12 protein-coding genes are annotated in these 13,641 nt (G+C 70.1%); 5 read left to right on the forward strand and 7 right to left on the reverse strand.

Annotated features, from left to right (window positions below):
* From NET02_RS09785 to NET02_RS09795, 3 genes are read right to left on the reverse strand one after another with little or no spacing between them, the layout of a single operon-like run.
* Positions 1-753, reverse strand: a complete 753-nt coding sequence (locus NET02_RS09785; protein WP_284057224.1) for a hypothetical protein — start codon at positions 751-753, stop codon at positions 1-3.
* Positions 726-1,790 carry a DNA polymerase III subunit delta' gene (gene holB, locus NET02_RS09790; protein WP_284057225.1) on the reverse strand — a complete coding sequence of 355 codons (1,065 nt, stop codon included), beginning with the start codon at positions 1,788-1,790 and terminating at the stop codon, positions 726-728. Before holB ends, NET02_RS09785 begins: the two co-directional genes overlap by 28 nt.
* Complete coding sequence (locus tag NET02_RS09795) at positions 1,783-2,547, reverse strand: nuclease-related domain-containing protein (protein ID WP_284057226.1); 765 nt, start codon at positions 2,545-2,547, stop codon at positions 1,783-1,785. Before NET02_RS09795 ends, holB begins: the two co-directional genes overlap by 8 nt.
* Positions 2,548-2,993: 446 nt before the next feature.
* Between NET02_RS09795 and NET02_RS09800 the strand changes: the two genes are divergently transcribed.
* Genes NET02_RS09800 through NET02_RS09810 form a run of 3 tightly spaced genes read left to right on the forward strand, consistent with a single transcriptional unit; the run spans position 2,994 to position 6,839 of the window.
* Complete coding sequence (locus NET02_RS09800) at positions 2,994-3,935, forward strand: glycosyltransferase family 2 protein (protein WP_284057227.1); 942 nt, start codon at positions 2,994-2,996, stop codon at positions 3,933-3,935.
* Complete coding sequence (locus NET02_RS09805; RefSeq protein WP_284057228.1) at positions 3,928-5,691, forward strand: glycosyltransferase; 1,764 nt, start codon at positions 3,928-3,930, stop codon at positions 5,689-5,691. The genes NET02_RS09800 and NET02_RS09805 overlap by 8 nt, the downstream gene beginning before the upstream one ends.
* The gene (locus NET02_RS09810) at positions 5,688-6,839 is read left to right on the forward strand and encodes a glycosyltransferase (RefSeq protein WP_284057229.1); all 1,152 of its coding nucleotides are present in this window, start codon (positions 5,688-5,690) and stop codon (positions 6,837-6,839) included. The genes NET02_RS09805 and NET02_RS09810 overlap by 4 nt, the downstream gene beginning before the upstream one ends.
* Positions 6,840-6,853: 14 nt before the next feature.
* On the opposite strand, the gene NET02_RS09815 is transcribed toward NET02_RS09810, so the two are convergent.
* The 4 genes from NET02_RS09815 to NET02_RS09830 are packed head-to-tail and all read right to left on the reverse strand — an operon-like array spanning position 6,854 to position 11,201.
* Entirely contained in the window at positions 6,854-7,729 is an 876-nt protein-coding gene (locus NET02_RS09815; protein WP_284057230.1) for an N-acetylmuramoyl-L-alanine amidase family protein, read from the reverse strand.
* Between the two features lie 29 nt (positions 7,730-7,758).
* The gene (locus NET02_RS09820) at positions 7,759-9,996 is read right to left on the reverse strand and encodes a hypothetical protein (protein ID WP_284057231.1); all 2,238 of its coding nucleotides are present in this window, start codon (positions 9,994-9,996) and stop codon (positions 7,759-7,761) included.
* On the reverse strand, positions 9,986-10,555 hold the full coding sequence (locus NET02_RS09825) for an RNA polymerase sigma factor (RefSeq protein ID WP_284057232.1): 570 nt from the start codon (positions 10,553-10,555) through the stop codon (positions 9,986-9,988). Before NET02_RS09825 ends, NET02_RS09820 begins: the two co-directional genes overlap by 11 nt.
* The gene (locus tag NET02_RS09830; RefSeq protein ID WP_284057233.1) at positions 10,530-11,201 is read right to left on the reverse strand and encodes an RNA polymerase sigma factor; all 672 of its coding nucleotides are present in this window, start codon (positions 11,199-11,201) and stop codon (positions 10,530-10,532) included. The genes NET02_RS09825 and NET02_RS09830 overlap by 26 nt, the downstream gene beginning before the upstream one ends.
* 205 nt (positions 11,202-11,406) lie before the next feature.
* On the opposite strand from NET02_RS09830, the gene NET02_RS09835 reads away from it, so the two are divergent.
* Entirely contained in the window at positions 11,407-11,796 is a 390-nt protein-coding gene (locus NET02_RS09835) for a hypothetical protein (protein ID WP_284057234.1), read from the forward strand.
* 101 nt (positions 11,797-11,897) lie between these two features.
* A complete protein-coding gene (locus NET02_RS09840; RefSeq protein WP_284057235.1) occupies positions 11,898-13,637 on the forward strand; it encodes a gamma-glutamyltransferase family protein in 1,740 nt (579 codons plus the stop codon).
* Positions 13,638-13,641: the final 4 nt, after the last annotated feature.

The following is a 13,641-nucleotide window of genomic DNA, read 5'->3' on the forward strand; positions in this document are numbered from 1 at the left end:
TCACTCGCTAGCAGGCGTCACCTGCTCGAGCGGCACCTCGTGGCGAGTGCCGTCCTCGAGCTCGATCGTCACCACGCGATGCCTGGTCGAGACAGAGCGAACGATTCCCTTGCCCGCAGGCGTGATGACCGTGCTTGCCAGCCGCGGGTAACCACCGGGGGCCGGCGCTGGCGGCTCGCCCAGCGGCACACCCAGCCGCAGCCGGGCTAATTCGCCGAGTTCCAGCCCGGCGCCGGCGATCCGGCCGAGGCTGCCGGCAAGCGCTCGCGGCGGTCCGCCAGGGCGCGTGGCAAGGTGTACCGGCCGGCCGAGCCGCTCGGCGAGCCGGGCGGCGATCTCGACAACCGGCGGGCCGGCCCCACCCTCCCAGTACTCGACCACTACGGCCCCTCCGAGCGCGACTCGCAGTCCCAGCAGAGGCGAACTATCCTTCGCCCACTCGGCTGACTCCGCGATCTGGCCGAGCGTCTCCGCAGCCTGCTGCGCAAGGTCGCGGGCCAGCGCGGCGAGTTCGGGCAGGCGGGCACGCTCGCCCTCGCTCAACCACCGTACCGGGAGTTCAGGCACCTCGCCCTCGATGTGGAACACCTGCTCCGGCGCGATGACGACGAGCGCCGGCTCCTCGCCGACCGGGCCAGGCACCGCGACCCACTCGCCCGTGCGGAGCAGCTCGGCAACCCGGCCGATCTCGACCCGCGCGGAGCCTAGCCTGCGTACACCAGCGATCAGCGCGTGCGCTCGGGGGACGGCCATTGCGTCACCAGCGCGTCGAGTGCCAGCCGAACCTGCACGTTGGTCTCCAGATCGACCATTGCCTGGCACGTTGCGCGCAGGCCCTGCACGATCTCGTCAGGCGACCAGCGTCGGGCCAACCGCTCCAACCGCTCGCGCAGGCCGGCATAGCTCACCCGGTCATCCAAACCGTAGCGGAGCAGTAGCAGGTCACGCCAGAGCATCGCCAGCACGGCGAGCTGGGCCTCGACCTGTGCCCGGCGGCCGCGCCGGTAGGACTCGGCGAGCTGCCGCGCCCGGCCTAGCGCGACGAGTGGATCGGACAGCATCTGGAGCCCGGCCTCGGCCAGTTCCTGGTGCCTGGCCAGCTCCTCCGGGTCAGCCGCCATCCGGAACGCCTCCCCGATCCGGCCCCGGGTCAGGCTGGCAATCAGAGCCGCCTGCGGTGCCCCGACCCCGCGGGACTCCAGCGCCGCCCGGACGGTGGCGACCGGAACCGGCCCCAGCCGGATCTGCTGGCAGCGGGAGCGGATGGTCTCGGCCACGCTGGCGATATCCTCGACGATGAGGATCAGCACGGCGAAGGGGGGCGGCTCCTCGAGTGTCTTCAAAAGCGCATCGGCCGCGTCCCGCGAGAGCCAGTCGGCATCGTCGATGACGACGACGCGCCAGTCGCTCTCCAGCGGCCGAAGGGCGAGCGTGGCACGAAGCTCGCGGATGGCATCGATCGAGATCCGGGTCGGCCGGGCCTCGCGCTCGCCCCCGACCGCCTGCAAGCTGAGGACGGTGAGGTCCGGGTGCATGGCTCGTTCGACCCGGTGACAGCTCGGACAGCTCCCGCAGGGACGCCAGTGTGGCGCTGCCTGGCAGAGCAGCGCTCGAGCGAAGGCGAGCGCCAGCGCGCGGCGTCCAACACCCGCCGGGCCGCTGATGAGGTAGGCATGACTGACCTGGCCTCGCCGCACTGCCCGGTCAAGCGCTGCCACCGCAGCCTCGTGGCCGATGACCGGCCAGAGGGCCGGCCCTTCACGTTCGGTCTCGTGCAGGGGCTCACGCAACCCTGGCCTTCTTCCTTCCCGGCTCGCGCGCCGGCAGGGCCACCGGCCCCTCGACCTCGTCTCCCGCGGAGAGGGCCGCGACGACCTCGTCGCACTCCCTAGCGCTGAGCCGCCGCTCGGTACCGTAGGCGCGGATCGCCTCCGCCAGCTCCCGGCGCGTCACGACGGTGATGCTCGACTCGATGACCTGGAGGTTCACCCGGTCATTCAGGAACACGACCAACCCATCGATCGCGTCGACTCCCGGCAGGTCGCGCTGGCTCAGGAACTCGCGCAGCGCCTCCTGCTGGCGCTGGCACTCGATGGTCGGGTTGCCCAGCGGGGGGCCACCGAAGGTGAAGATCCGGATCAGCCGGCTATCGAGCCGGCGCCAGCGGGTACCCTGCACCTGGATATGGCCGGCCATCTCTCGGGTGGTGATGACTAGCAGCCCGCCGGGCCAGATCAGCACGTGCTCGGGGCGCCACCCTTGGGAAACGTCCGGATAGTGGACGAGCGTATAGCGGTCGTTGAGACGGCGCAACGTCGCGTCGAGCAGCTCATCGGGGCGCGGGCTCCGGTTCCATTTGGCCCACTGCTGCATGCCGGCGTTGAAGAGGAGAAATCCGACGATCAGCGCGAAGTAGGCCCAGAGGATCAACTGGGGCTGGAAGGTCAGAGCGATCGATGATCCCAGGCCGGCCAGCCCACCGGCGACCATCAGCCGCGCTGCTCGCTGCCGACGCTTGAGATACCCGACGTTCCGGACGACGCGCATCGCCTCCCGCCTTTCTCCGCCCCCTCCCGCGCCGCCGTGGCTCGCCCGTATGCCCGTCCAGTCTAGCACACCGTATGCCCCCAGCTCGCTCAGCAGGTCTCTCGCTCTCTCGAAGCTTCGGGAGCCGCAGCACGGGCGAGGGCTGCATCCTGAGGGTCGATCACTTTGCCCGCCGTGTTCGTCTCGACCTCCCAGCATCGCCGGGCGTGGGACTGCTGCCCCGCGCGCCTGCCAACGCCGGCTCGACGCCGGCTGGTCGGGGGATGAGGTAGGGGCGACCGGCCGGTCGCCCCTACATCGGATTCGGCGCGTGCGCATCGGGCGCCACCAGCGCTGGCCCGACGTGTGGGGGAAACTGTTCAACCCTCAGGGCCGCGCCTCCTTGACAAGGCGGCCTGCGCCTGGCGCAGAATCGTGTGCGATGGCTCGCTGGGAGCGAGGTGGGCATGAGCGGGGAGCGCGTGGATCTCTCGGTCATTGTCGTGTCCTGGAACATCCGGGATCTGCTCGAGGGTTGCCTCGCCTCGCTGGCCGAGGAGATCCATCGCTCCGGGATCGAGACCGAGGTAATCGTCTTGGACAACGGCTCGACCGACGGCTCGGTCGAGCTGGTGCGCGAACGGTTCCCCTGGGCCAGGCTAATCCCGCTGGGTGAAAACGCCGGGTTCTCGCGGGCGAACAATCGGGGCATCGCCGAGAGCCAGGGCCGAGCACTCCTGCTGCTCAACCCCGATACGGTCGTCCTACCGGGAGCGCTGGCGGCGCTCTGGCGGGCGCTTCACGCCGCCCCGCACGTGGGCATGGTCGGTGCCCGGCTGCTGAACGGCGATGGGAGCTTGCAATCGGCCGGCTACCGCTTCCCTGGCCTTGTGCAGAGCTTCTTCGACTTCTTTCCGGTGCACCCGCGGATCATCGGATCCCGGATCAACGGCCGCTTCGGCCCTGGCGACGGTCTGAGCCCGTTCGCGATCGATCACCCGCTAGGGGCCTGCATGCTGGTGCGCCGGGAAGTGATCGACGAGGTGGGCGGGCTCGACGAGGGCTACTTCTACTACAGCGAGGAGATCGACTGGGCTCGCCGGATCAAGGCGGCCGGCTGGACGGTGCTGACGGCGCCGGCCGCGCAGGTGATTCACTACGCTGGGCAGAGCACCGGCCAGATCTCGGAGGCGAGCCTGCTCCAGCTCCATCGCAGCCGCGTCCGGTACTTCTGTCGCTGGCACTCGCCCCGCTTCGTCCGGGTGCTGGCCCTGATGGCGTGGGCCGCCGCCGGCTGGGCGAGCCTGCGGGCCCTGCTGGCTCCGGCGAGCGCCGAGCGCCGCGAGCGGCGAGCGCGGATGCGGCGGGTGGCCCAGCTCTACCGGGAGGCGCCGTGCCTGTATGAGTGAACCGCTGCCGCTCTCCGTCATCGTCCTGACCCTGAACGAGGAGCGCCACCTGCCTGGCTGCCTGGCGAGCGTTGCCGGGCTCGCCCGCCAGATCCTGGTCGTGGACTCGGGGAGCCACGACCGCACGGTCGAGCTGGCTCGGGCCGCCGGAGCCGAGGTCGTCCACCGCCCCTTCACCGGCTTCGCTAGCCAGCGCAACGCTGCCCTCGAGCTGGCACGACAGCCCTGGGTGCTCTTCCTCGACGCCGACGAGCGCGTCACGCCGGAGCTGGCCGCCGAGATCCGCCAGGCCATCGATGGGGCGACGGACGCGACCGCCGGCTTCTGGATCCCGACCCAGAACTGGATGTTCGGTCGCTGGATCCGCGGCGGCGGCTGGTGGCCGGACGAGCACCTGCGCCTCCTGCGGGCCGGCCGGGCGCGCTACCGGCCGGACGTGGAGGTACACGAGGTCGTCGAGCTGTCAGGAGAGGCCGGCCGGCTGGCCTACCCGCTCGTGCACATCAACTACGAGTCGTACCTGGAATTCCTGGCCAAGCAGGCCCGCTACGCCCGCATCCGCGCCGAGATGCTGGCGCGTCAGGGGCGACGACCGCGGCGCCGTACCTACCTCGGCCAGCCCGCGCGCGAGCTCTGGCGACGCTTCGTGACGCTGCGCGGCTATCGCGACGGCCCCACCGGTCTCTTCCTCGCCCTCGCCATGGCCTGGCACGAGTTGCACACTTGGCTCCTCGTCCGCCGGCTCTGGAAAGCCGCCAGCCAGCAGAACCCTGGCAAGCCAGACGCGCCTGCCGGGGTAGAACTTCCGGACGCCTCGCTCGACCTCTCGGTGGTCATCGTCAGCTACAACGTGCGCGAGCACGTGCTGGGTTGCCTGGAAACGGTCTATGCCAGCCTGAGGGGCAGCGGACTGCGCGGCCAGGTCATCGTGGTAGACAACGCATCGAGCGACGGCACGGTCGAGGCGGTGCGGGCCGCCTTCCCCGGCGTGGAGGTAATCGCGAACCGGGAGAACCGTGGCTTCGCGGCGGCCAACAATCAGGGGATCCGTCGGGCGCGCGGCCGCGTCGTCGTCCTGCTCAACCCCGATACCCGGGTCGCGGGCGACGCGCTCGGGCGACTCGTCCACTACCTCGATGAGAATCCGGCCGTCGGCGTCGTCGGCCCGAGGTTGGTGTACCCAGATGGGAGGACGCAGCCCTCGCGCCGCCGGTTCCCGACGCTGCTCACCGGCTTCCTCGAGAGCACCGTCGTGCAGGACTACTGGCGCGACAACCGCGTGCTCCGCCGCTACTACGTGGCTGACCGCTCGGACGCCGAGACACAGGAGGTGGACTGGCTAGTGGGCGCGTGCCTGGCGGTGCGGCGCGAGGCGATCGAGACGGCCGGGCTGCTCGACGAGCGCTTCTTTCTCTACTCCGAGGAGGTCGAGTGGTGCTGGCGGATCCGCCGGGCCGGCTGGCGCGTGGTGTACCTGCCCGAGGCCACGGTCTACCACCACGAGAGCGCCAGCGCCGGCCAGGAGCCGGCTGCGCGCCAGATCGCTTTCGACACTGCGAAAGTGCAGCTCTACCGGCGACTCCACGGACGGCCGGCCGCCGAGATCCTGCGCGCCTTCCTGCTCGTGAATTACCTGGCCCGGATCGCCATCGAGGGTTCCAAGTGGCTGCTCGGGCACAAGCGGGCGCTCCGGCGGGAAAGGATCGCGCGTTACTGGCGGGCCTTCGGCTCGGGCCTGCGGCCCTCGCGGCCATGAGCGAGCGCTGCGTGCTCTTCATCACCGGGGAATACCCGCCGATGCACGGCGGGGTGGGCGACTACACGGCACGCCTGGCCGAGGCGCTGGCAAGGCAGAGCTGGGAGCCCGCCGTCCTGACCAGCCAGCGTGCGGCCGGGTCACGCTACGTCGCTGCCACGGTCGAGCGTTGGGGCTGGGATCTTGCCAGCCGGGTACGCCAGGCCGCGCGGGACACGGGCGCGCTGTTGCTCCACCTCCAGTACCAGACCGGCGCCTTCGCGCTCCACCCGGCGGTCAACGTGCTCCCCTACCGGGTGCGCGAGCGGCCGCTGCTCACCACTTTCCACGACCTGCGCGCGCCGTATCTCTTCCCCAAGGCCGGCCCACTCCGGCCGGCGCTCAACCAGTTGCTGGCCCGCGGCAGCGCCGCCGTGATCGCCACCAACCCGGAGGACTACGCCGCGCTCGAGCGCGATCCCCGGCTGCGGGGCCGGCTGCACCTCATCCCGATCGGCAGCAACCTCCCGGAGCCGTCGGGCGCCGACCCTGCTGAGACCCGCCGCCGGCTGGGCGTGCCGGTCGACCGGGCCGCGGTCGGGTTCTTCGGCTTCTTGACCCGGGACAAGGGGATCGACCTGCTGCTGGTCGCGCTCGAAGCGATGCCGGAGCCGCGACCAGCCCTAGTGCTGGCCGGCGGCGGGCTGGCCGACACCGACCAGGCCAACGCCGGCTATCTCTCCTGGCTCGACAGCCGCTTGGTCGAGGCAGCCGTCCCGGTGATCCGCATCGGCTACCTGCCGCCTCAGGACGCGGCAGACCTGCTGTGCGCGCTCGACCTGGTCGTCCTGCCCTTCCGCGCTGGGGCGAGCCTGCGCCACGGCACGTTGATCGCGGCCCTGGCCTGCGGGGCAGCCGTCGTCACCACCAAGCCGGCGCGGCTGGAGTGGCTCCACCCGCTACGCGACCGCGAGCACCTCTGGTTGGTTCCGCCAGGCGATCCCGAAGCGCTGAGGTCGGCCATCGCCACGCTGCTTGCCGACCGCGCGGCGCGCGAGCGCCTGCGTCGAGCGGCCCGGCTGGCCAGTGGCGCTTTCGGCTGGGACGAGATCGCTCGCCGCCACATCGAGCTCTACGAGGCGATCCTGGGGAGACGAGCGCGCGTGTGAGCCGCTCGTTGCCGTCACCCCTCGCGGTCTTCGTCGCCGGCGACGCTCTCAGCGAAGTACTGCCTCAGCCCGGCCTCGATCGCCCGGGCGATCTGCTCCTCCCGCCACCGCGTGCTGTCCTCCTGACCATCGGCGAACGCCCTCGCCTCCCACGGGTGGGAGAGGAAGACAGCCTCGACCAGGACAGCCGGCATCTCGGGCAAGCGAAGCAGGATCGAATCGAGCCGCTCGTGGCGCGCAGTCTCCTGGCTGATCGGGTTCGGGGCGCCGGCATAGCTCTCTGGCGTCGAGAGCTCAGCGGCGAGCGTTTCGAGCAAGACCTCGGCGAGCCTAAGGTCTTTCTCCTCTTCGCCCCACATCGTCATCGTGTGATCCACTCGCGGATCCTCGTACCGGTTGAGGTGGATCGAGACGAAGACGTCGCCGTCCTGCTGGTTCGCAAATCTGGCACGCTCCTCGAGCGGGACGTTCACGTCCACGAGGCGCGTCAGGCAGACCGTCGCGCCGGAGGCGACGAGGCGGTCACGCAGGCGCTCGGCGATCGAGAGCGTGATCTCCGACTCGAAGAGGCCGAACTCCAGGTTGACCGTTCCCAGGTCGTCACCGCCGTGGCCGGGGTCGAGGATGACGGTGTGGCCGGCCAGCGGTGACTGCACGCCGTCCGCGCCCCGCGCGCACCGCTCGTCGAGGGGAGCCGGCGTAGGCGTGACCGGTATCGGTGTCGCCATCGCACGTCCGCTGCTGGGCGTTGGGCTGGGAAGCGGAGTGGCCGAATTTGCGAGCTCACGGTGGAAGCTCAGCCGCTCGTCGGCCCGACCGGCCAGGGTAAGGATCGACACGGCCAGTACCAGCAGTGCACCGAGCAGAAATCGGATTCGATCGGAACCCATCCCTCGCCCCCTGACCCCGACGTCCTGCCTTAACGATGCCACGAAAGCACCTGCCGTGGGTCGACCATCGGCCGGCCGTGGCCGTCGAGCGCGGTATCGCCGGCGAGCTCGACGAGCATGACGGGCTGCGGGTTCCGCACATCGATCGCCCAGACTGCGTGATCTCGCAGGAAGACGAGGCGGTTGCCATCGCGCGACCACGCCGGCGCCTGCACGCCTGCCCCACCTGTCTGAGCCGCGTCCAGCACCTGCTCACTGAGGCTATCAGGGTTGGCGATCACGAGCGTCCAGGTACTCAGCCAGGCCCGGAGCGCTTCGCCGTCGTTCGGATACTGGCCCGGCGCCTCGGCCCTGATGAAGGCCAGGCGGCCGTCCGGCGACCAGGCCGGGTAGAGCGAGACCGTACCATCTGGCTTCGGCAGCCGCTGGCACGTGCCGGTCCGGGCATCGCAGATGGCGATGGCCTTGTCGCCGCTCCAGAGCTCCCGCCCCTCGCCCTCGACCATGACCAGCCGTCCGTCAGTCGACCAGTCGAGGAAGGCGCGCTCCGGCAGCATGACGCCGAGCTTGACGGGGTCACCGGCATCTAGCGGCAGGCTGAACAAGGTCATCCCATCCATCGCGATCGAGGCCGAGCGGACGCCGAGCCAGAAGAGAATTCCCTGGCCGTCCGGCCACCAGCCGGCGAGCACGATCTCGACCCCCTCGGCGAGATAGCGCTGCTGTGGCTCGCCGCCGGAGACCGGGACGGTAAAGATCGCGGCGCTGGCGCTCTCCGTGCTCCCTGAGGGCAGGGTCGTTGCGTAGGCCAGCGTCTGGCCATCAGGCGACCAGGCAAACTGGGTGACCAGGCCATCGGCCAGGAGACGCACGTCACCACTCGGGGTGACGAGGTAGAGTCCGCCGTTCGATGGCGCGATGGCCAGAATGTCCTCAGCCGGTGACCAGGCGAAGTTCTCCGTGAACGGCCCGTTGGGCACCTCCGGCATCGGTACCGGAGTGCCGTCGCTGCCGACCAGCCCGATCGAGCGCGAGCCGAGGTCGAGATAGGCGAGCCACTGGCCATCCGGGGACCAGGCAGGGAAGGCGACGGCGCTCTCGGACGGTACGGTCACCGCGCGCCCGGACTCGAAGTCGATCAGGTCGAGGCCTTCCGCGGTCACCACGGCCATTTTGCCCATGCCCGGAAACGGCTTCCCTTGCCTGGCGGAGGGGCTGGCCGTCCCCGGAGTCGGTATCTCCGTGGGGGTCGGAGTCACGAGCTGGGGCATGTCCTGGTCGGGCGTGTTGCTCTGGGGCTCGAGCCGGCGGAAGGTCGAGACGATCGCGGTGAAGACCTCGGACTCCCTGGCGGCGTCGAATTCTGGCGGCGGAGTCGTGTAGTTCTGCGGCACGGCCGAGTGCAGCACGAAGTCGAGGACGACGCACGTTCCTGTCGCGTCAGTCCAGTAGCTCGTCGCCTCGTAGCGATTGCCGGCTGCGGCGCCGTCGATGATGGCCCTGGTGAACTCCACGCCGTCGACGAGCACGCGCTCGGTCGGAATCGTCCCCGGTTGGTACCCCGCGAGCTGCGGGCTCGTGCAGCCGCCGGCCGGCGGCGGCTCGGCGGTGACAGTGACATATTTCTCCACCAGGTTGGTGCCAGGCGCGAAGGGCAGGTCGATACGGGTTGATCCGTCCTGTGCCGTGAGCTTGGCATCGGGCGGGTACTTGAGCTCGAAGCCGGCTCGCTCGTCGCGGTAGGTCTGCCAGGCCGAGGTGTCGATGCCCGGCGGCGGGGTGACGATGCTCATCGGGCCAGTGGACGGCGTGCCGGGCGGCGTGGGCGCCGGCGTAAGTGCCGTCGTGGGGTCCGGCTGGGCCAGCGGGCCGGTACGCTCGTCGATCCGGCTGCCCAGCACGGTGACGAGCAGCCAGGTGAAGAGCACCAGCACCATTCCGGCAGCCAGCAGCTCGGAGGTCGACCGGAGCCAGGTGCGCGGTCGCCGGCCCCTCCGGCGCTCGCCCGGCCAGGCGATGACGTTCGTCGGCCTCGGCGCTTCGGGCTCTCCGGCCTGTGGCTCCCAGACCGGCTCTGCTGGCGCCACAGCGATGCTGGAACGCCGTGCCTGCGTTCGGGCCAGACCGGAGATGGCAGTGCGTAGCTCGGCCGGTGGCTCGGACGACGCCAGCAGCGCGTCGAGCCCGGCGACCAGGCGTGCCAGCTCGGCGTCGTGCCCATCGAGGAGATCGGGGTAGTGCTCGGTGATGCGTCGCCTACGTGCCACGGAACTGCTCCTTCAACTGGTGGACCACGCGCTGGAGCTGCTTGCGCACGGCCGCCTCGCGCTTGCCGACGACGGCAGCGATCTCGGGTACGGTCAGCCCGGCGGCGAAGCGGAGCGCCAGCAACTCCTGCTTGCCTGGATCGAGCCTCTGGTAGAGCGCCTGGAGCAGCGCCAGCTCCTCGCACCTCAGGACGACGCTCTCCGGTGACTCCTCACCCGCGCCCCAGGTCACCTCCGGCACCAGGTCGAAGGCGACAGTGGGCCGCCGGCGCCGGTAGAAGTCGGCGACTGTGTTGCGGGCGATGCGGAGTAGCCAGGTGATGAACGGCCTCCCGCAGGGCCGGTAGCTGGGCAAGGCAGCGAGGGCTTTCAGGAACACCTGCTGGGTGAGATCGGCCGCGTCGTCGGCGTTCCCGGTGCGGGCCCGGAGATACCGATAGATCTGCGGGAGGTAGCGCTGATAGAGCACGCCGAACGCCTCCGGATCTCTCCGTGCCGCCTCGACCAGCGCCTCGTCGTCGCCTTCGGACAGGTCAACTGGAGGCTGGGGATGCTTCACTCTGCTGTCCCCCTCGAACGCCGGCCATCTCGATCAGCTCCCGTGCCCCCTCGTCGGCCAGCAGCAGGGCACGCAGTCGCGCTCTGCCGCGGGAGAGCCGGGACTTCAACGTCCCGGCGGGAACCGCCGTCATGGCTGCCGCCTCGTCGTACGTCAACCCCTCGATATCCACCAGGACAACTGCCACCCGCTGATCTTCCGGCAACTGCTCCAGCGCAGCCAGCAGTCGCTGCCGGAGCTCGACGCGGGCCAGATGCTCGGCAGGCTGGCTGCCTGGACAGGTCGCGGCTGGGTCCAGGGCGTCCACCAGGCCGGACGCAGCCTGGGCGTCCAGCGAGAGGAGCGGGCGCCGCCGCGCTGCCCGCAGCCGGTCGAGCGCCCGGTTACGGGCGATGCGCATGAGCCAGGCGAGGAAGGGCGCACCATTCGGCCGGTACCCCGGCAGCGCGACCATCGCTCGGAGGAAGACATCCTGCGCCAGGTCGTCCGCCTCGTCAGCATCGCCGACCCAGCCGCGAACGTAGCGGTAGACTCGTGGCCAGTAGAGCTGGTAGAGGGCACCGAACGCCTGGGGGTCGAGGCGCGCAGCATCGCTCGGATTCTCCTCGCCACTCAGAGCGAGATCGGTCAGGCGGAACGTCTCCACGCCTCGATCCTCTCCCTGGCCATGCCGGCTCCCGTTCGCCACTCATATGAACGCCGGAGGGACTGGAAGTGGGACATCGAATGTGGGAACGCCTCCGTGCTGCGCGACAGGCCGGCGTGCCGTCCGGCGCGGCGTAGTACACTAGGATGAGCGCCATAAACGGCCTGCGCTCGCGTCACTGTACAGGCGGCGATGGAGGGATAGTGTGCGGTACTTCCTGAAGACACAGCGTGGCCAGCCGGCGACCGAGCTCGACGAGGCCACCGGCGCCGCCATCCTCGACCGCGGCCGGCACGAGGGCCGGCGCGTCGTCGAGGTCTTCGTGCTCCATCCGGACGGGCGAATCGATCGCTATCAGGAGCGTGCCCGGCGCAAGCTCGGCAGCAACGCGATCATCAGCCGGACATGGCTCTGCGAGACGTATTTCCCCGACCGGCCGGATCGGTGGGGCGACGACCGGTATATCCCTTCGCCCGAAGAGGCGATCCGGGAGGCGGAGCCAGCGCCGGAAGCCGTTGTCCTCGTCCTGATCGGGGCTGAAGAGGACGATGCCCCGGTACTCGAGCAGTTGACCGGCCTGCAGGCGCGCCGGTAGCCGGTACAGCTACCGGCGTCCGCGACCGGCGCGACACGTCTCGATGGCCGATTTCAGCCTGACTTCGGAGCTCCTCGTCGAGCAGGAAGGATCGGTTGACCATGCCGGTTGACGCGATGTCGCCTCGCCCGTCGTCTCTCACCTCCTACCGCCCAGCGATCCAGGCTCGTCACTTCGCCGTCGCCAGCGGCCACTACCTGGCCACCGCGGCAGCCTTTCGCATCCTCGCCCAGGGCGGCAACGCCATCGATGCTGGCGTCGCCGCTGGCATCTGCCTGAACGTCCTCCTGCCCGACCTGACCAGCTTCGGCGGTGTGGCGCCGATCATCGTCTATCACCGGGCGAGCGGAGAACTGCGCAGCATCAGCGGGCTGGGCTGGTGGGGGAAGCGTGCCTCCATCGACACCTTCCTTCGAGAGGAAGGCGGGCAGATCCCGCTCGGCGTCCGTCGCTCGATCGTGCCGGGGGCGCCAGCAGCCTGGTTGACGGCGCTGGCCCGCTACGGCACCAGGTCGTTCGCCGAGGTCGTGGCTCCGGCGCTGGAGCTGTGCGAGCAGGGGTTCCCGGTCTACCCCTCGCTTCGCCGGAACCTGGCGCGAGAGGCCGAGCAGATCGCGCGCTGGCCATCGACCGCCGCCATCTTCCTGCCCGGCGGCACCGTGCCGGAGATCGGCGACGTGCTCTACCAGCGCGACCTAGCGCGCACCTTCCGCCGGCTGATCGCCGCCGAGGAACAGGCGTCTCACCGCGGGCGGGTCGCCGGCATCGAGGCGGCGCTCGACGCCTTCTACCGGGGCGACATCGCGAAGGAGATCGTCGCCTTCGTCCAGCAGGAAGGCGGTTTCCTAGACGAGGACGACTTCGCCGACTTCGCCGCCGAGGTCGAGGAGCCACCCTCGGTCACCTATCGCGACATCGTGGTCTACGGCTGCGGGCCCTGGTGCCAGGGGCCGGTGCTGCTCGAGGCGCTCAACATCCTGGAGGGCTTCGACCTCAAGGCGATGGGACACAACACGCCGGACTACATCCACACGGTGATCGGCGCGCTCGACCTCGCCTTCGCCGACCGCGAGGCGTACGTCGGCGACCCGCGCTTCGTCGATGTGCCGCTGGCGACCCTCCTCTCCAAGGAGTACGCTGCCCGGCAGCGTGGCCGGATCCGCTCGGATCAGACCTGGACAGAGATGCCAGCACCCGGTCTCGGCGCCGGAACGCGCCAGGCGCTGGCAGCGGGTGGAGCGGACACCCCGCCCCAACCAGACACCAGCTACGTGTGCGTCGTCGACGCCGAGGGGAACGCCTTCTCGGCCACGCCGAGCGATGGGATCGGCAGCACGCCGGTGGTGCCTGGCCTCGGCCTGATCTGCTCGGGTCGTGGCTCGCAGAGCTGGCTCGACCCCGATCACCCGTCCTCGCTCCAGCCGCGCAAGCGGCCACGGCTGACACCCAACCCGGCGATGGCGTTCAAGGACGGCCAGCTCTTCATGGTCTTCGGCACGCCCGGAGCCGACGTGCAACCGCAGTCGATGATCGAGGTCTTCCTCAACATCGTCGAGTTCGGGATGGATCCACAGCAGGCCATCGAAGCCCCGCGCTTCGCCACCTACAACTACCCGGAGTCGTTCTGGCCACACACCTACCGTCCCGGCCTGCGCCAGATCGAGAGCCGCGTGCCCGAGAGCACGATCGAGGAACTGCGCCGGCGTGGTCACCAGATCGAACCCTGGCCCGAGTGGACGCGCGTGGCCGGCAACGTCTGCGTGATCCTGGTCGACCAGGCACGGGAGACCCTGACCGCGGGCGCGGACGCCCGGGCCGAAGCCTACGCGCTGGGCTGGTGAATCG

The sequence above is a fragment of the Thermalbibacter longus genome (genome assembly GCF_023806485.1).
GTDB lineage: Bacteria > Chloroflexota > Chloroflexia > Thermomicrobiales > Thermomicrobiaceae > Thermalbibacter > Thermalbibacter longus.

Coding starts and splice junctions, on each gene's coding strand:
- NET02_RS09785 (WP_284057224.1), bottom strand. CDS start 753: ATGGCCGTCCCCCGAGCGCACGCGCTGATCGCTGGTGTACGCAGGCTA.
- NET02_RS09810 (WP_284057229.1), top strand. CDS start 5,688: ATGAGCGAGCGCTGCGTGCTCTTCATCACCGGGGAATACCCGCCGATG.
- NET02_RS09795 (WP_284057226.1), bottom strand. CDS start 2,547: ATGCGCGTCGTCCGGAACGTCGGGTATCTCAAGCGTCGGCAGCGAGCA.
- NET02_RS09815 (WP_284057230.1), bottom strand. CDS start 7,729: ATGGGTTCCGATCGAATCCGATTTCTGCTCGGTGCACTGCTGGTACTG.
- NET02_RS09805 (WP_284057228.1), top strand. CDS start 3,928: ATGAGTGAACCGCTGCCGCTCTCCGTCATCGTCCTGACCCTGAACGAG.
- NET02_RS09800 (WP_284057227.1), top strand. CDS start 2,994: ATGAGCGGGGAGCGCGTGGATCTCTCGGTCATTGTCGTGTCCTGGAAC.
- NET02_RS09840 (WP_284057235.1), top strand. CDS start 11,898: ATGCCGGTTGACGCGATGTCGCCTCGCCCGTCGTCTCTCACCTCCTAC.